This is a genomic window from Anabaena sp. FACHB-595, assembly GCF_048568275.1.
Lineage (GTDB): Bacteria > Cyanobacteriota > Cyanobacteriia > Cyanobacteriales > Nostocaceae > Trichormus.
The window spans coordinates 5,065,027-5,084,573 of the sequence record NZ_CP183473.1 but is presented as its reverse complement, the minus strand read 5'-3'; the positions used below and the strand labels follow the sequence as shown (position 1 = coordinate 5,084,573).

At 42.2% G+C, this 19,547-nt stretch carries 10 protein-coding genes; 4 read left to right on the top strand and 6 right to left on the bottom strand.

Annotated features, from left to right (window positions below; all coding sequences use genetic code 11):
• Positions 1 to 14: 14 nt before the first annotated feature.
• Positions 15 to 1,148, top strand: coding sequence for a universal stress protein (locus ACN222_RS21220; protein WP_010998380.1), 1,134 nt, complete (start codon positions 15 to 17; stop codon positions 1,146 to 1,148).
• Positions 1,149 to 1,156: 8 nt separating this feature from the next.
• On the opposite strand, the gene ACN222_RS21215 is transcribed toward ACN222_RS21220, so the two are convergent.
• From ACN222_RS21215 to ACN222_RS21200, 4 genes are all read right to left on the bottom strand, one after another.
• A complete protein-coding gene (locus ACN222_RS21215; protein ID WP_010998379.1) occupies positions 1,157 to 1,651 on the bottom strand; it encodes a DUF427 domain-containing protein in 495 nt (164 codons plus the stop codon).
• A 119-nt stretch (positions 1,652 to 1,770) separates the two neighbouring features.
• Positions 1,771 to 3,342, bottom strand: coding sequence for an HlyD family efflux transporter periplasmic adaptor subunit (locus ACN222_RS21210; protein ID WP_010998378.1), 1,572 nt, complete (start codon positions 3,340 to 3,342; stop codon positions 1,771 to 1,773).
• 61 nt (positions 3,343 to 3,403) lie between these two features.
• Positions 3,404 to 6,415 (bottom strand): peptidase domain-containing ABC transporter, encoded by a 3,012-nt coding sequence (locus ACN222_RS21205; RefSeq protein WP_010998377.1) that lies wholly within the window; start codon positions 6,413 to 6,415, stop codon positions 3,404 to 3,406.
• Between the two features lie 751 nt (positions 6,416 to 7,166).
• Positions 7,167 to 12,632 (bottom strand): phytase, encoded by a 5,466-nt coding sequence (locus ACN222_RS21200; RefSeq protein WP_419756872.1) that lies wholly within the window; start codon positions 12,630 to 12,632, stop codon positions 7,167 to 7,169.
• Positions 12,633 to 13,148: 516 nt separating this feature from the next.
• Between ACN222_RS21200 and ACN222_RS21195 the strand changes: the two genes are divergently transcribed.
• Positions 13,149 to 13,700 carry a histidine phosphatase family protein gene (locus ACN222_RS21195; protein ID WP_126987197.1) on the top strand — a complete coding sequence of 184 codons (552 nt, stop codon included), beginning with the start codon at positions 13,149 to 13,151 and terminating at the stop codon, positions 13,698 to 13,700.
• 461 nt (positions 13,701 to 14,161) lie between these two features.
• Positions 14,162 to 14,632 carry a dTDP-4-dehydrorhamnose 3,5-epimerase gene (locus tag ACN222_RS21190; protein ID WP_096637190.1) on the top strand — a complete coding sequence of 157 codons (471 nt, stop codon included), beginning with the start codon at positions 14,162 to 14,164 and terminating at the stop codon, positions 14,630 to 14,632.
• Positions 14,633 to 14,767: 135 nt separating this feature from the next.
• On the opposite strand, the gene argJ is transcribed toward ACN222_RS21190, so the two are convergent.
• On the bottom strand, positions 14,768 to 15,931 hold the full coding sequence (argJ, locus tag ACN222_RS21185; protein WP_010998373.1) for a bifunctional glutamate N-acetyltransferase/amino-acid acetyltransferase ArgJ: 1,164 nt from the start codon (positions 15,929 to 15,931) through the stop codon (positions 14,768 to 14,770).
• 379 nt (positions 15,932 to 16,310) lie between these two features.
• Between argJ and ACN222_RS21180 the strand changes: the two genes are divergently transcribed.
• Positions 16,311 to 17,783 carry an AAA family ATPase gene (locus tag ACN222_RS21180; RefSeq protein WP_096637189.1) on the top strand — a complete coding sequence of 491 codons (1,473 nt, stop codon included), beginning with the start codon at positions 16,311 to 16,313 and terminating at the stop codon, positions 17,781 to 17,783.
• Between the two features lie 13 nt (positions 17,784 to 17,796).
• Here the strand turns inward: ACN222_RS21180 and ilvA are convergent, their stop codons facing one another.
• Complete coding sequence (gene ilvA, locus ACN222_RS21175; RefSeq protein WP_010998370.1) at positions 17,797 to 19,308, bottom strand: threonine ammonia-lyase, biosynthetic; 1,512 nt, start codon at positions 19,306 to 19,308, stop codon at positions 17,797 to 17,799.
• Positions 19,309 to 19,547: the final 239 nt, after the last annotated feature.

Here is a 19,547-nt window from a genome sequence, read left to right as displayed (position 1 = left end):
ATTGACCAATTCCTATGTATCCAGTAAAGCGGGGCAAACATAAAATTTTTATTGGTATGGCTCCGGGTGTAGGGAAAACTTACCGGATGCTAGAAGAAGCACAGGCTCTTAAACAAGAGGGAATTGATGTTGTTATTGGTCTGTTAGAAACTCACGGACGCAAAGAGACAGCCGATAAAGCAGCAGGGCTAGAAGTTGTTCCACGTCAGCAAATAGCCAGAGGTGGATTAACACTCACTGAAATGGATACAGATGCTATTTTAAAGCGATGTCTATCAACAAGCCGCTATGGGTCTACACCCCAGTTAGTATTAGTTGATGAACTAGCTCACACAAACGTCCCTGGCTCACCACGAGAAAAACGCTATGAAGATGTAGAAATCATCTTAGCCGCAGGTATTGATGTCTATTCCACCATGAATGTGCAGCATTTGGAAAGTCTCAATGATGTGGTAGCGAAAATCACTGGTGTGGTTGTCAGAGAGCGTGTACCTGATAGGATTCTGAAAGAAGCCGATGAAGTTGTGGTTGTAGATGTTACACCTGAAACCTTACAAGAAAGGTTAATAGAAGGGAAAATTTATGCACCACAAAAAATTCAACAATCCCTAGATAACTTTTTTCAACGTCGTAACCTCATTGCTTTGCGGGAATTGGCTTTGCGGGAAGTAGCAGACAATGTAGAAGAAGAAGCGATACCAGGGGTAAACGCCAGTACAGCCAATGGACAATTCTGTAATATTCACGAACGAGTTTTGGTTTGTATCTCTACATATCCCCAATCCGTACAATTGTTACGTCGGGGTGCAAGACTCGCAAATTACATGAATGCACCCTTATATGTAGTATTTGTTGCTAATCCTGAACAATTCCTCACCAAAGAAGAAAGCTTACACATCGACACTTGCGAGAAATTGTGTAAAGAATTTGCAGGTACTTTTATTCGTGTGACTAGTGGTGATATAGGTAAAGCGATCGCCCAGGTTGCTGAACAATATCGTATTACACAAATCGTCATCGGTGAAAGTCAGCGATCGCGTTGGCAAATTCTCCTCAAAGGTTCTTTAACTCACAAGTTAGTCCGCTTGCTAAAAAACATCGATTTACACATCATTGCTACCGAAAAAACACCCTCAGCCAAGCGCTAAAAAACATTTCACCATCCCCAACTACCAGGGATACCTTTAAAAGGGCCGACGACATCTTTCGTTATCCAACCACCATAAAAATTTCCCGGTTGTGGTTCCACCTGATCGCCATCAACATAGCAAGCCTCCATAAGATGGGCATAGAATGCGACATGATCTTGCAGCGATGCAAATGCTGTTGTCGGATTGGGGTAAAACCAGGCTGCGTTTTGCGCTTCTTTATCTCCCACGCGGATGGTATAGTAACCCGCTAATCCTTTCCACTCACAAAAACTCGATTGTGGTGTAGGGATGAGGTATTCCATTTTAATATCCCCTGGAGGAATGTAATAGGAAGGCGGATGGCTTGTTTCTAAAACACGCTTGGCATTTTGGGTATCGGCGATGATTACCCCATTAAAAATTATCTGAATGTGTTTGCTTGTGTCCTCCAAGCGAGGGGGACGAGGATAGTCCCAAACAGATTCTTGTCCCGGTTGAGGTTCAATACGTTGAGGATACATCAGCTTATATCAATTCAAAATTCAAAATTCAAAATCAGGAAAGCCAAACAGGATAAGGGTCAACTGTCAACTGTCAACACCAAAAGATGTGTAAATTCGATGCCTGACATCTGAAATATTTAACGCACCTGTTTTAAACTATCAACTTGATTGGTAAACATTTCCGTAAACAGACTTAGGACTGTCCGTTCTTCCCTGACTTTGATATTAGCGCTAATTGACATACCCGACTGCAAGGAAATGTGCTTATCTTGGACTTGTAAGTATTGTTGATTGAGTTTAATTCTGGCAGGGAAGCGATAAAACTTATATATTTCATCTGGTTGCAACGCATCTGAGCCAATATCAATTATTTCACCTTTGATATCACCAAACTGGCTGAAAGGAAAAGAGTCAATTCTGACATCTACTTTCATTCCTTTGCGGACAAAACCAATATCTTTATTAGTGATGAAAACCTCAGCAATAAAGTTTTCATTAGGGACGATTTGCAATAATTTTTGTGTAGGGTTCGCCACAAATCCAGTATTGTTTGCTTTTAAATCAAAGATTGTGCCAGCTACAGGAGCGCGTAATTCTTGATATTTAAGATCCTGTTGAGCTTGAGAAATTTTGCTTGTGATATCGGCTAAATTGCGTTCATTATCTAAGACAATTCTCATGAACTGACTATCAATTTCTGCAATACGTTTTTTGTTATCAGCAATTTTCTCTAAAATATTTTTATCAGAATTAGCAACTGTATTAGTAACTTGCTGTTGATTTTTTTCAATATCAAATTGCAGGCGTTTTTGTTCTTCAACTAATTGAGCGACTTCTGCTGCTGTAGTTTGTACCTGCTGTTGTTGATTTAGATATTGTAACTGCGAAATACCACCTTCTTCTGCTAAGATTTTAATCTTATCTAAAATCCTTTGTTGGATTGCCAAACTAGATTGAGTATCTTGTAGCTTTACCGTTGTTTGAGTTAGTTGTTTTTGAATTTTGGAAACTTCTAGTCCTGCGGCTGCTGCACGAGAATCTAATTCAGTTTTGGCAACTTGTAGCTGTTTTTGTTCATCACTATCTAAACCTATACCCGTGGTAGCATTATTTAATTGAGTACGCAGCAATTCATTTTCTGCAACTAGTGCTGCACGACTTCTTAACAGAAAAGTTGCTTCTTGTGGTAATCGACTGCGAACAAATTCTAGTTCAGAAGCAATACCACCAGTTGATCTCATTAAGCGGCGATAGGTCTGATTTTCTTGAGTTAAGGCACGTCTAACCTTTTCTAATGAGTTTAACTGGGCGACGGTGGTAACTTGATCAAAGGTTAATAGTAGATCACCTTTATTAACTGTTTCTCCATTTTTAACAAAAACCTCCTTCACTACACCATTCACTGGTGCTTGTACTTCTTTAACTGTACCTTCTGGTTTCAGTTGACCAGTAGCTGGTACTACCTGTTCGATTTTTGCAAAATATGCCCAACCAATACCCACACAAGCTAACCCTATCAAGGTCAGCATAATTGTGCGTGACCAAATAGGAGATTGGCGCAGTACTACCGATTGCTCAAAGTCATTTTGATTAAATTTAACTAAAGCTTTGCTTGTCTCTGGTGAAGCTTGACCATCAATTTTGATCATCTTATTTTGCTTCCCATTACTATTATTACCGTTACGGCGATCGCTATTGAGTTGAGTCATAGTATTTTTGAATAAGGGACTGGGGATTGGGGATTGGGGACTGGGGATTGGGAATAACCAATTACAAATTTACTTCCTGTTGTTGGTACAGGTAAAAATAATGACCTTTAGCCGCCATTAATTCTTGGTGGCTTCCTTGTTCTATAACTTTTCCTGCATCCATGACCACAATCATGTCTGCATGACTGACGGTGTTGAGTCGGTGGGTAATAAAGAATACTGTGCTACCTTGAAAGGCTTTAGCTAAGTTAAGGCAAACTTGTCGTTCTGTAGGATAGTCTAAAGCGCTGGTAGCTTCGTCTAATACTAATAGTTTAGGTCTTTGGAGAACAGAACGGGCGATCGCTATTCTCTGTCTTTGTCCTCCAGAAAGTCCAGCCCCACGTTCCCCTACGCGGGTATTATACCCGTTGGGTAAGCTCATAATAAATTCGTGGGCTGCTGCTACTCGCGCCGCTTCGATAATTTCGTCAGTGCTAGCATCAGGGTTTGTCAGGGCAATATTTTCTTGCACCGTCCCATCAAATAACAGGGTTTCTTGGGGTACTACACCGACTTGGCGACGTAATGAATATAGTTCTACTTTGGCAATATCGTAACCATCAATTAAAATTCTGCCGGACTCTACATCGTACAAGCGCAGCAGTAATTTCATCATCGTACTTTTACCGGAGCCGCTTTGTCCGACTATACCGATAAATTTCCCAGAGGGGATTTCTAAATTGACATTGGATAGCTGTAAAGGGCCGCTTGGTGCGAACCTAAAGGAAATATTCTCGTATTTGACAGACCCTTGAATCTCCGGTAAGGGAATATTGTAGCGGTCAATTTCGGCTTCTTGGGGCGTATCAACAATATCACTCAACCGTTCTAGAGATAATGCTGTTTCTTGGAAGCTTTGCCAAAGTTGAGCTAGGCGTAAAATAGGGCTGGTGACGTAACCGGAGATAATTCTAAAGGCGATTAATTCCCCTAGAGTTAGTTCACCTTGGAGTACCAAATAAGCACCCACCCACAACACAAGTAAACTGCTGAGTTTGTTGAGAAATTGACTCGTAGAGTTAGCTAGTGTTGATGTGATAACAGTTTTAAAACCTGCTGCTACATATCGAGCATACCTCTCTTGCCAGGAAAAGCGCGATCGCAGTTCGATATTTTGCGCCTTCACCGTCTGAATCCCAGACATCACCTCAACTAAATAAGATTGCGTTTCCGAGTTGCGTTCGGCTTTGGAACGTAACTGTCTACTCACCGTAGGCGATGCAATTAAGGTGATAATGATAAATATAGGAATCGTGCCTAAACCAACTAAGGTAAGTTGCCAGCTATAAAATAGCATGACAATGATATAAACCACGGAGAAGACCGCATCTAAACCTACTGTCAAGGCTGTCCCCGTGAGAAACTGACGAATATTTTCTAATTCGTTGATGCGGGTAGCGAGTTCACCCACAGGACGCTTTTCAAAGTAGCGCAGTGGTAGGCGTAATAAGTGGTCAATGATTTCTGAACCCAAACCCATATCGATACGGTTGGTAGTATCGACAAATAAGTAAGTCCTTAAGGTGGTGAGGACTGCTTCAAATACCCCAACGGCTAACAGCAAAACTCCCAAAACATTCAGGGTACTAATACTGTTTTGGACGATGACTTTATCAATGATGAGCTGAATAACTAGGGGATTGGCTAAAGCCGCTAACTGAACAAAGAAAGAAGCAATAAAAACTTCAATCAAAACCCGGCGATAGCGAGACAAGTAAGGTATGAACCAACGTAAACCAAAGCGTTCTTGTGGGGTTTCTTTGGTAGCAGACAGCAGCAATACCCTGATTTGTGGGGGATAACTGTCTTCGACAATATCTAAATGCTCAAGTATCTGGGCGGGTTTGCAGCGTACTATCCCTTGAGATGGTACACCCAAAACTACATTATTATTATCAGCCGCATACAAGACTGCATAACCATCACCATAACGGACTAAGGCCGGGGTAGGAACACGGGTAATAGCCGCCGCAGGTAAATCAACTAGATTGGCTTTGAGTCCAATTAACTCGGAGAGGTAAGCGCAAGCAGGGAAGGAGATGGTTCCTTGACGTTTAATTTGCTCATTCAAAATGCGGCGCACTACTTCTTTGCGGAAGGGAATTTGTAAGTGCTTGGTAAGCATTTGAAAACAAGCAAAGGTAGAATTTAATTCACCTTTACCCCGAACAAAGGGGAATTTTTGTCTTGGTTTAGCATTGCTGGGAACAGAACTTGACTGGGGAAGTTCTTCTTCGCTAGCGTAGGGAATATCTAAAGCTTCTGTAATGTTGGGTGAACTATCATGGACGGTAAGTTCTCCACCAGGGCGATAATCGTTCTCTAAAAACAATAAATCTAAAGGCTCTAAACCAACTAACCGCGCCGGACTTTCTCCCTGGACTTCAATTACCCGATTCCCGTCACTAGGTTCTAGGCGAGAACCTATGGGGTAATTTGTCACTGTTCCGCCACTAACAAACCAAATGCTTTCACTATCTAATTGATGGAAGAAATTTCTCCCTGGTGGAAGGTAATCTATTTTGGCATTTTCTAGAGCTTGTGCAGCCAGTTCATCAAGGTTACTAATCACGTTAGCTTGGTTAGCTAACTGGGAACTCAAAACATCGAAAACCTCGATGATGTAACTTTGGTTTTGGCGTGCGTGAGCAAAACCTGGGTATGACTCCAACAGACGTAAGTAATCTGTAGCATTTAAAGTTAAGCCTATCACTTCATCGGCAGAGGCGATCGCAGTTTCACAAGCTACATCCCGCAATAACCCAATTTCACCAATGATTTCCCCTGGTTTCATCAACTTTAGGGTTGTCGGGACTTGCGTTTGCGGATCAAATCCCAACAGTCGTACTTGACCTTCATAAATAATTGTTACTCGTTCTGGCGTTCTTTCTTTGCCAATAATTTTTTGACCAATACGATAGCGAAATGGCTGTAAATTGTCGAGGATTTGAGTCAGTTCCTCACTTGGTAACTGGTCAAAACCCTCAATGGTGACAAGAAATTCTTGAAAAGCGCTCTTAATATAAGTCATTTCTAATTCAGTTAACTAAATTTATCTATGCTTGAGTCAGCTTTAGGAAGTTTTTACTACAAAGACAAAATTTAAAGTTTTTTCATTTAATTTATACATAGCTTTTGATTTGCTACCAAGACAAAAGTGTAATTTGTCTTATTAGACCTATCTATGTTTAAAGAATTTCACTGAGAATCTAATAAACTAATCTGAAATTATTCAGATCAAAATGTATACCCTCCAACCGAACAAAAGTACCGTATATATACACAACCCAGAGAGATTTAATTGTTAGTGGCTATTACATCAAATGCACCAGAAATTTTATCAGTAAATACCCAAAGTAAAATTACCACTATTTTGCCAACCCATAAATACTTGGGCTTAGATAATTAACTTTATTTTTCAATTTATACGAAATTCACTGATTTGGTCTTGGAGGCATAGTGCTAATTAGTCTTGACAGCAAAAAAATATCTAGGATTCTAGAATACCAGCAAGGTATTGTATGATTACTTATTTCACGAAAATAATTATATTTATTTATACAATTTACCTGTCCGCTTTACGTAATTGTCAGAGCTTGTAAATTCAGGGATTATACGGTATATCATTCCTCATGAAAGTAAACTTAGCTAGTTATAAATCAAACAAGACTGAAAGTATTAGTTATTGACGAACTAGAGACGTACACCATGAAAATTCCTAATTCACATCTAGCGTGAATTAACGTGAGTCTCTGTTGGAGACTCACGTTGAGTTAGGATGACTAACCCACCAAACTTACAGCAAAAACAAAGTCAGTCACACTCAGACTAGTTGAAGTAATTCCTTGTAATGCAACTAACTCAGTCGCCCCTAGTTTCACCAAAGTATCAGCGCCTTGCTGTACCAGACTCAAAGCGCTAAATTGTGTCACACCAATTCCACCCAGTCCGATTTTGTCAACACCGACTGCAAAATCAGTCACAGTATTCTTGCTAGTTGGTAAACTACCATTAGCAATCCAAAACTGGTCAGCACCAGCGCCACCAGTGAGGCGGTTACTACCAGCTTGACCTGCAAATAGCACATCATCACCATCACCACCGAACAAAGAGTCATTCACACTGGAGAATAATTTGTCATCTCCTGAACCACCATTGAGACGGTTATAGCTACCGTTACTTGTGAGGGTGTCGTTACCAGAACCACCAAAGGCAAATTGACGAGAACCTTCAATGACTTGCAGAGTATCATTACCTGCTGCGCCAAAAAGGTTATTACTTCCACCTGCTTCAATCACGGTGATTTCGTCGTCACCATTACCACCATTAGCTGTGGTATTGCTGGCGGGACTATCCACACCAATGAAGACTTGATCGTTACCATTACCAGTAGAGACGGAAGCATTACTGCCTACAAATACCGTATCATCACCGTTGCCCGTGGAGATAGTATTATTCCCAGGAGAATCTACCGTATCGGCACCATCACCTGTGAATAATATTTGACCAGGTTCCGCCGTAATATTATCACTACCAGAGGAGCCGAACTGAATATCTAATGGTTGTGTGACTGGTAAATTATCGGGGAGTTCCAAGAGAGCCAGTCTTTCAGCTAGTGGGGAAACTCTAATGCTAATTGTCCCATCAGGATTGGTGGTAGTTCCCGTGACACCGAAATCATTGTCATTGAGTAGGGCGAGAGTATTTGGTGCGACGAGTGCTAGTCCTTCTAATTTACCCACACCTGTGTAACCCAGTTCAGCCGCATTGGCGATGAGACTCTTACTCACAGGGGTGATATTAGCAGCAGTTAACTCATCTGGTGTCAGTTGTTCAATTGTTCTACCAGTGGGCAAACTATAGTTAGCAGAGTTATTGATATTGGTAGCACCCGCCAAATCAATCAGAAAAATCAATTTATTAGCGTCGGCGGTTTCACCATCATCCCGCTCAACTACAGCGAATTTACCCTTACCCAAGGAAACTGCATCACCAATTTTGTCAGTATTTGGCAGACCTTCCAGTAAATACAAATATTCGGCTGTTACTTGTTTGCTGACAATATCAAACTCCAGAATTCTCAAGTTGCGGGAACTGCGAGAAACCGTATCACCACTATTGTCAGGGTTATCAATGGGACTTTGAATAAAGGCGTAAAGTTTGTTACCTTCCAGCGCCACAGCTTCAAATCCGCGATTGTTGCGGCGTTGGGCGTAAACTTCTGGTAATACTTCCGTCCCAAAAGTGCCGGCTGGTTGGTCGGGATTGGGTGCGGTTGCAGTTCCTCTGGGAATGAAGCGATCGATTAAGGAGCCATTACTATTAAAATGATAAATTGCTGGACGGTACTCATCCACAAGCCAGTAATCCCCATTTCTATCTACAACAATTCCCTCTAAATCGGCTCCCAAGGGGTCGTTAGATAAGATTTGGTTTTGTAAGTTAACGGGAATTTCATCAGTGTAGGCTGTGTTTCTCGCCCCAGCTTGCAGGTTGGGTAGTCCAGTTAAGGGTGTTGTCCCATCTTGGCGGAACAATCCGGTTCTTTGGGTAATGGTGATTTCGCCTGTAGCGCGGTTGAGTTCAAAACTGACTATTTCTGGTTGGAAGTTGGGTAAAGCAAATGGTCTGTTTGCACCGATGTTTTCACCATTGGGGCCTCGGTCTGTATTGGTGACGAATTTCAAGTTACCATTAGCGGCGATACCTTGGAAGTAAAGCCCAGAGAAACCACCAAGGAAAATATCTTGACCTGCGGAAGTTGTCCCTAATTTGGGTAGGTTCTCAAAATCGTAGATAGTCAGTCTGGCTTGGGCGACGGGATTACGAGGGTCGTAACTGGTGGTGTCAATGTCTAAGGGTTGAGAAAAAGCATTGGCGATATTTTCCCAAGGTACTAGTTTGAAGTTAGCGTTCACATTTTCACCATCAACTATGTTGGCTGGTTGATTGTCACCATCTTGGGTAACGAACAAACCAAAGGGGAAATTAGCGCCTAATGGGACGTTAACTACATCTGCACCATCAGACTCTTGCACACTGTCGATCGCTCCATTATTCCCCACGCCAAAACTACCGACATAATCGTTGTTGCCCTCCCTGGTATAAGCAACAAAGGTATTTTCACCTTGGCTAGATGCTAATAAGTAACCTGTGCCATTCTCACCATAGTAAATAGTCAAGCCTTCTACATCGTCGGTCAGGTAAGAACCACCCAAATCTTTGATTGTGTCAATTAGCCTACCTGTATTCCCCCTGTTGGGTTCGGCTTCGTATTTCCAAATACCGACATTCTCTTGTCCAATGTAGAGGAAACCAGTCTCTTGGTCTACCACCATCCCTTCAGTTTGGGGGTCAATTCCCGCATCTGTGGGGATGGTGAACTGTCGGATTAATTGCGTCCCAATTTTGCCATTACCTTGGTCTATGAGTTTGAACTGGGCGATGTCTCCAGTTTGGCGGCGATTGACAAAGACGTAATAATCATTCGTGATGGGGCTACGGTACAAAGCTAGACCGTAAGCGCTGCGGGAAGAAGAGGAATAAGGCGCTGCAAAGGGTGCGCCTTGGAAGAGAGTCCCAAGATTACTGTCGGTGATGTTTTCTAGATATTGACCGGGGGTTGTGGGATTGGGGTTAATTTTGAAGAATACTAGCTTATCATTTTGGCGATCGCTCGCTACGGCTATATCTATAGATTGACCACCCAATTGAAAGCCGTATTGTAAATCAACGTTGTTGTAGCGAATACCGCCAGGATTAACACTCTGCAATAAGTTCCCTGACAAGTCATAAACCCGCAATCCCGCATTTTTCACTGAAGTTATGACGAGGCTAGCATCGGGATTCGTTGCATTCACATAAATTGCTGGGTCATCAGCATCAGCATTTTGGTCAATTACTGGAATTGACGGATTATCATCGTCAAGTAAATCAGGGCGAGTTTCTACTGTCGGCGTAACTGTAGGAACTATCTCTGCACTCAAGGTGAGGATTTGCGTAAATTGCGTACCGCTAAAGTTGTTATCACTCACCAAGACAATCGATTGACTACCATCAGCTAGTGTGGGGCCGAAGCTAATACCCTCGATGTTGTCTGTACCATTGGGTAGGTTGAGGTCATTGAGATTTAACAGTAGGCGCTTTTGGGCGGGTTGAATAGTTGCAAATTCTGTGGGGTTCAGACTATCGAGGGAGTTAATGGTGCTAATATCAGTCGCACCTTGCAGAGAAATTTCGTAAATTTTGATCGTATTCCCCACACCTTGAGCAAAGGAACGTTCCACCGCTAACAAAGTACCACGGTTATCAATCGCCAGCAAATCTACCAAACCATTATCACTAAAGCCTGTGGTTGGATTTGGCGATGCAGCGATCGCATCTGTAATATAAAGATATTCTTTCTCTGGCTGACCACTAACTAAGTTATATTGCAGAATCCGCGAACGGCTACCACTAGTGAGAGAAGCCCTAACACCATCTTGGAGGAGGGCGTTTTCTGTCGCGGTGAATAAAGTTTTTTGGTCTGGTGTGATGGTGAGGCTTTCAAAGGCTAGGTTATTACGAACCCCTGATGTTTGGGTATCACCAGCATCAACAATACCGTTATTATTAGTATCCTGGACGATAGGGAGAAACTTTGTAGGTACAAAAAGCGATCGCACTTCTTGACCTGTGGTTAAGGAAAACTCTTTAATAAAGGGATTGGTCACCCGACCAGCGCTAGGATTTGCCTCACCTTCGGAGGAGATAAATACAGTCCCATTATTAGTTAAAGCAATACCTTCTGGGTCAAGACTATTTAAAGGGAAAGTATCACCATTGCTATCTTTGAGAGTAGTAACATCAGTAAAAGTTACACCACCATTGCTTGTGAAAGTATAAAAACGCGCAGGGGCAAATTGTGAGCGATCGTCAGAGATGGCATAATAACGGTTGTTAGCTGCATTATATGTAACACCGGATAATCCACCCACCGGGACTGATAACCCATTAACTGCCCCAGCCGCACCAGTAGGAATAAAGCCTGTGGGGAAAGTTGTTTGTCCTTGAAACTCCAACTCAGTAATAGTTTTACCCGCTTCAGTCGCCCCCACCTGCACATCAACCGACACCAAGCGATGGTCAGAACTGGGGAAAGGAAACGTTCCCACTGGGGGGAATGTGGGATCATTACTTAAAGGCCAAAAAACTTGTGAATTAGTAATCTGCAAGTCCGTAGAAGGTAAAACATAATCTGAGCGTAGGTTACCCGGTGTGGTATCAGCAAAGTCAGCTGTGTCAAAACTAGGATTACCTTGATGGTTGGTATTTGCTCCCCCTTGCAAGGCTGACTGTTGCGCCGCGCCGGGACTGCTGGGAATGGCATTAGTATTGATCCCAGGGTTTTGTAACAATTGCAGAATAGCGTTATCAAAACTATCCCCATCATAGGGGTCAGCATTTTGATCACCCATAATCACAAAGCTCGACCCAGCCGCTAAACCGCCAGTTCCCCCAGCATCATCATAAATATAACCACCCTCACCAGGGGTAATATAGTCTGCCCAAAAACGAATCTCGTCATGGTTGCGTTTACCGTTGCGGTCTTCTGCACCATCAAAAACTGGGGGTGTGGGGTGACTCACTAGGACATGAACTGTTTCACCATTTACCAAAATGGGTACATCCCAGTGGCTTTTAGAAGAGAGGCGCAAAACTGCTTGTTCTTCCGGTGAATACCAAGGCGTTTGAGAACCAGGACTCTGGATAGTAGATAATAAAGAATCTGGCATATCCTTCCATAAGAAATTTTGGAAGGTGCGGATATTAGCCGTATCAATCGGGTATTTGGATAAAAGCAACATCCCGAATTGACCAGGGAAATTACCAAAACCAAAAGCATCATCACCATATCCTGGTGCGCCTGGAGTGGTTACGGTTGCGCCGTTATTGTTTAAGTCAAACCCAGAAGCAATACCTGTATTCGAGGGAGCAATGTAAACATAAGAATAATTAACAGGCGTTGCACCATTTTGGCTCACACCTAGATAATTTTGTTGGAATAGTTGAACGGCTTCTAAAGGATTCTCACTATCGTAGTCAAACTCATTAATTAGCAACACATCCGGGTTATTGCGTTGGATGATTTCCGCTACAGCCTTTGCTTGAGCGTTATTAGGGGTAGATAAATCGCTGACTAACTGACCTTCAGCGTTACGGTTGAGAGACGCGTTGAACTGGGAAAAGCGGACTGTAGTATTTACCATAAATTTGTTTTCAAATTACATCCAGAGTTTGGGGGTTGCTACACCGATAAAAGATTGAATAATGCACAAATTGACCCAAAGTCCGAAGCGTTGGGAATTTGGAGTGTAAATGACATTATTTTTGGCAGCAAAGCAAAATCAACTGCAAAGATGCAGTTTACAGTTAGAGAAATCAGCTAAACTTGGAGGATAGGCGATGACCTAAGGCGATCGCTCACTCTCCACCAAAAATCAGGATATATGCCATAAGATGGCTACATATCCCAACTGCTATTCGGTTTCAATGCCCTCAAACTATCCCAGCTAGGTTAAGAAACTGCTAGCAAAAGATTAAAACTAAGAAACAAACTAAGAAAAAATTCTCTGATTTAGCTCTGTAGCCTTATCTGTAAAGCTTTCAACATCTATTACGGCGCAACTTCCTTGCGCGACATTGGTTTTTAAGTATCCAAGCTTGTATGTTATTCATGAATATGAGAAATTAAACTTAAATCTGTTATTGGACAATAAATAGCATTGTCAAACAAAATTTTCTATTTAGTTAGGCACTGTCAAGCATCAGGACAAGAACCTGAAGCACCACTCACGCAAGAGGGTATAGTACAAGCCAATTTACTTGCAGATTTTTTTTCGAGATTTCATGTTGAACGTATTGTCTCTAGTCCTTTTGTTAGAGCGTATCAATCCATCACACCTCTTGCTGACAGGCTTGGGATTACTATTGAGCTTGATGATCGACTCAGGGAAAGAGTATTGAGTACAGCAGTGCTTCCCGATTGGCGTGACCATCTGCTCAAGACTTTCGACGATCTCGATTTATGTTTGGTAGGTGGTGAATCAAGTCGTGCCGCAATGCAACGGGGAGTTGCAGTAGTAAATGAAATTTTGTTGCACAATACTAAGACTACGATTATTGTCACGCATGGTAATTTAATGACTCTGCTATTAAAACATTTCCACCAGCAGATAGGTTTTGCTGAGTGGCAGCGTTTGACAAATCCAGACATATATAATGTCGTGATTGGCAATGATTATGTAGAAGTTAAGCGGATATGGCAGAAATCGTGACTTAATTCTACAGTGTTCTTAGAAAATATGTTCTAGCCAATACTTCGCAATAGAGATGCACAATAATGGCTCTCAAAACTCCTGATATTGCTCTGATATGGTAACTAAAGTAAGAAACGAAGGGCAGAATTTTCTTACTTTGAGCAACATATCCCATTTTCCACTATCTACTGCAACCAGCCAGAACGCTTACCCTACTGCTTACAGATAAAAGAACCAAGAATTTTCAACCTTCAACCCAATTGGAGCTAACAAAAATCCTACTACTGGGCATAATCTTACTTCATCAGAACTGCCTGTTGCTGGTAATCTTGCGGAACCTAGCAGCTTGAATATATCCGCTCAGTAGAGTTACTGAACTTTACTGTATTTGGTTACTTTCGCCACACTTTTTTCTTTTTGAGCATCTAATATTGGATGTATAAGTTCAATCCATAAGATGCTCCTATAGGATTTTTTTTATGAGTATTAGGGAAATTGAAATCCGTCAGCTAGAGTCAATAAAGGGGGGGATGGTTGAATTCTTTACTCCTCAAACAAGTCATGAAACAATGCTGGTGCAAATCGCGCCAAATACAATAGATGACTTATTTGTTCATAAATCACAAACTGACCAATTACTGGTAGTTAAAGGGCAGATTGTACTTGTAACTTTAATTAATAAGCAATATAAATATATTCCCCTAAGTGAAAACCATCCTATGGTAGTGACGATTCCTCCTGGGGTGCTGCATGGTGCAATCAATTTAAGTTCGCAACCATGTTTAGTGGTGAATGCTGTGTTGCGTCATCGACCTCCTCAAGAAAGGGATTATATTACTTGTTGTAGACCTTTTCCCTACGATTTGGAAGCTGCGACTCTTGCCTTGAAGCAGTTAGAAGCAACAAAGAAAATAGAGGTTCTTGGTGCAACACCTACACAGGTTGTATAGAATATTCGTTTTGCCATCATTTACGCCCACAGAGTATTTATAGCCCTTTATTTACATTAATTGGAACAGGGTCAACGATGAGCAAAGCTGAATCGTTGACTATTGGCTGGGAACTCAGCACTCCCTCACCCCTGCTCAAGTAGAGTACTTACCGTTAATTTCCACGTAACCTTCTGTCAAGTCGCAACCCCATACAGTAGCCACATCTGTACCGATATTCAAACTTACATGAATATTGACTTTTTCTTTGGACATAATTTCTTTTAACTTCTCCAAGTTTTCAGCTTGGAAAGTATTAGGATAAACTTGCACTTCATCAAATCTAATTACCACCTGATCTGGATTAATATCCCGTTCATCTTCACATTTGCCTATTGCCATAGCTACTCTTCCCCAATTAGGATCTGCACCATACACAGCAGTCTTAACTAGTGGTGAATTAACAATGGCTTTAGCTACTCGTTTAGCTTGAGCATAGTTAGCGGCTGAATCTACGGTTACCTCAATTACCTTAGTTGCGCCTTCGCCATCACGGGCAATTTTTAACACTAAATCATGGGCAATTTCTTGCAATGCACTAGCAAATTCTGCTTCAGGAACTTCACCCGCTAAACCATTCGCCAAAATTACCGCACTATCACTAGTAGAAGTATCAGTATCTATGCTTAAACAATTAAATGTTTTATCTATGGTAGAGCGAAAAATTTGACGCAGTGTATTGGCAGAAATCGCGGCATCAGTAAAAAAGAAAGCTAACATTGTCGCCATATTCGGCTCAATCATGCCGACACCTTTAGCAATACCCACCAATTTGGCATTACCAACTTGTCGTGCAGCGATTTTAGATACGGTGTCGGTGGTCATAATACCCCGTGCAGCTAAGTCAAAATCGGCAGCAGTTAGTTTTTGACCCATTCCCACCAAGCCAGCGCGAATTTTTTCTATGGGGTAACGTCTACCAATTACCCCAGTGGATGCGATCGCCAAATTTTCGGCAGCAATCCCAGTTTCCTGTGCCACGAGTTGTATAATCTCTTGAGCATCAGCAATCCCCACAGCACCATTAGCAACGTTGGCATTTTTGGAAATTATAATAATCCCTTGTGCTTGCCCATCTTGTAAATTTTGACGGCTAATAGTCACACTAGGCCCAGCGAAAAGGCTTTGAGTAAATACGCCATCAGCTACACAAGGTACATCTGATCGTAAGAATACAAAATCTTCAGTAGTATCACGTATACCCAAATTAGTAATAAAGGTACTAAATCCTTGAGGTGTGGAAGATGCAGTTAGTGACATTTTGATCTGTGGAGAGTAAAGAATCTAAGGACTATTAGCGGTAGCGCGGCGTTAAGCAACTTGCTTGGTAAATAATACCAGCCCTAGCCTTCTCTGGGTGAGGCTGGGATTTGAACAAGGATGTAAATTTTTCAAACCCTTACACCCCTACACCCTTACACCCCTCAAATCACAGGTTGATGCTTCTAGACAGCAGCTAATTCACGGTAAACATTTACAAAACAAGCTGATGTCTAAAATTGCTGCTGTTTTATTTAGAAAGTTGCTGAATAAGTTAATGGCTCTTCTGCCAGGGAGAGGGGTTATAAAATCATAAAACCTCTTGTTAGAGTGAAATAGCTAGCAGCTGATTTTACACACAGAGCTACAGAGGAACGCAATGCTGATTTTTGAAGAGCATTTTCAAGACAATCGCTGTAGCTGGGTAACACGAGATAGTGAAGAGTGTAGCCTTTGCATGGACGTGAGTCATTATGTATTTGACCATAAACGTGCAGGTGATACATATTGGCTATCGTGGAACTCAGCCGAGTTCTTTTATGAGAGAACGAATTTTCATATTCATATAGTTCTAGAAAAAGCTGCTGGTGTAGATGATCATGGTTATGGTTTTGTCTGGGGATTGTCAGACGTTAGCAATTTCTTTGAGTTCGTGATTTCGGGCAATGGTCACTATCGCATCACGGAAATCAAAGATGGTAACTTTATTAATTACACAGATTGGAAAAGGTGCGATCGCATTCACCGTAGTGACTCGGTTAACCTTTTAGAAATTACCCGTGTGGGTAATATGGTAGAGTTCTATATCAACAGTACTTTAGTAGATAAATTTCCTGCCGATAAGTTAGTTGATGTCTCAGGGAAAAATTTTGGTTTTGTGATTCATGACAAAATCAAAATGAAAGTCCATAGTTTAATTGTCAGCGCTCCCGATACGGAAAAAGAATCGGTTGATAGTCATAGTGATACTCGTGATTCTAAGCAGGAGACAAAAGCCTCTTTTGTTGAGCATGACCCCCCAGAAAAGGATACTGTAGAAGCTGTGTTTGCAGACTTAAAGGCATTAGTTGGGCATGAGCAAACTAAACATCAACTTTTCTCCTTAGCCAACTACTTGAAAGTACAAACGGAACGGAGAAAACGAGGACTAAAAATAGTAGACACTTCACTACACCTAATGCTTTACGGCCCCCCAGGTACAGGTAAGACGACCATCGCCCGTTTGGTAGGGCGTTTATATAAACAAATGGGATTTTTTCCACGGGGACACGTTGTTGAAACCGATCGCGCCGGCATCATTGGCGGTTATATTGGACAAACTGCCCTACGAATGGAAAGTGCTGTACACCAAGCCATCGGCGGTGTTTTGTTCATTGACGAAGCCCACGCCTTAGCGGCTGAAGATACCCCTAGCGATTTTGGCAAGGAAGCATTGCAGATATTAATTAAACGCATGGAAGATTACCGCGATCGCATGGCTGTGGTTGTCGCCGGCTACACTGATGAAATGGATCGCTTATTAGAGTTAAACCCCGGTTTTAAATCACGGTTAAATCGGTTATTTTATCTTGATCACTACACTCCCAATCAGTTGCTATTGATTTTCAAGAAATTCTGTCAAGACAACGGTTATATTTTAGACTCCTCAGCCATTATCGTGCTGCAAGCCACCTTTGAGGTCGCCTACGCCAAACGGGACAAAAGTTTTGGTAATGGACGCTTTGCGCGGGCGCTATTTGAACGCAGCATTGAACAACAAGCTAACCGCATCGTTACACATTTACAAGAGTTAGATGATTACGAAATTAACTTGATTCTTGCTGAAGATTTGTCTTTTATAGAATTCAAATAGTGGGCTGTCATCTCTAACCCAAAAATAGCTTATAGGCTGGGTTCTGGCTTTCATCCCAATACTGGTAGCCGAGGGAATCGAGAAATGCTTGCCATTCTTCCATTTCCTGCGGTGGGACTTGCATTCCTACCACAATGCGCCCGTAGTCTGAGCCATTGTTGCGGTAGTGAAACATACTGATATTCCAATTAGGACTCATGGAGGCAACAAATTTCATCAATGCGCCAGGGCGTTCCGGAAATTCAAAACGGTAGAGTAATTCATTATGGGCTAGGGGAGAATGTCCACCCACCATGTGGCGCAAGTGCAGTTTTGTCAGTTCATCATCTGTTAAATCGAGGATTTCAAAACCACATTCTGCAAAAGTCTCTACCATGTGAATTTTATCAGCACGGTTTTGAATCTGCATCCCAATAAAAATATGGGCAATTTTTTCATCAGCAATGCGATAGTTAAACTCTGTCAAATTGCGTCTACCAATACATTCGCAAAACTTCCGCAAACTCCCAGGTGTTTCAGGAATTGTCACTGCAAAGATAGCTTCGCGGCGTTCACCAAATTCTGCCCGTTCTGCAACAAAGCGCAGACGGTCAAAATTCATATTTGCGCCGCAGGCGACAGCAACTAAAGTTTGTCCTTGGATTTGTTCTCGTTCTACATAAGCTTTAGCGCCGGCGATCGCCAATGCCCCCGCCGGTTCTAAAATAGATCTGGTATCTTCAAATACATCCTTAATCGCTGCACAGGTGTCATCTGTATCGACCAAAATAATCTCGTCCACATATTCCTGACACAGCCGGAAGGTTTCTTCTCCCACTTCCCGCACTGCTACCCCATCGGCAAATAAACCCACCTGTGACAATCGCACCCGTTTACCAGCTTGCAAGGATTGGTTCATGGCATCAGCGTCAACCGGTTCAACCCCAATAATTTTAATTTCTGGACGTAAGCGTTTTACATAAGCAGCAATCCCCGAAATCAAACCGCCGCCGCCAATAGCAACAAAAATTGCATGAATAGGTTGCTGATATTGTCTGAGAATTTCCATCCCAATAGTTCCCTGTCCCGCAATTACATGAGGATCATCAAAGGGGTGAATAAATGTTAAACCTTTCTCTGCTTCCAATTGGCGCGCGTAGGCATAGGCATCATCATAGGTATCCCCATGCAATACCACCTCTCCTCCTCGTGCTTTAACTGCATCTACCTTCACCTGGGGTGTAGTAACCGGCATGACAATAATCGCTCTCGTTCCTAGCTGTTTTGCGCCTAGAGCCACACCTTGGGCATGATTCCCCGCAGAAGCCGCAATTACACCCTGTGCCAGTAAATCCGGCGGTAGATTCACCATCTTGTTGTAAGCACCCCGCAGCTTAAAGGAAAACACAGACTGCATATCCTCACGCTTCAGCAACAGTTTATTATTCAGTCTGGCTGAAAGATTGGGGGCATATTCCAGAGGTGATTCCTGGGCAACATCATACACACGGGCAGTCAGAATTTGTACCAGGTAGTCGCAAAACATGGGGTAGATGGAGTGAGGAGGGGTAGATAAAAGATAATTTTACGTTAAGTTTGTCCTTATGCTTTGACGATTATTAGCGATCGCTAATAATCAGATTCAGATGACTAGAGTATACTTTTTCTAGTGATGGCGATCGTTGGCTTTAACGTTTTGCATGGGCGCTTGTGCGATAAAGTTTATCTAGCTTCGTATTGGCAACTGTTCAACTCACAAGATTATTGAGATTTTGAGAAGCAGTT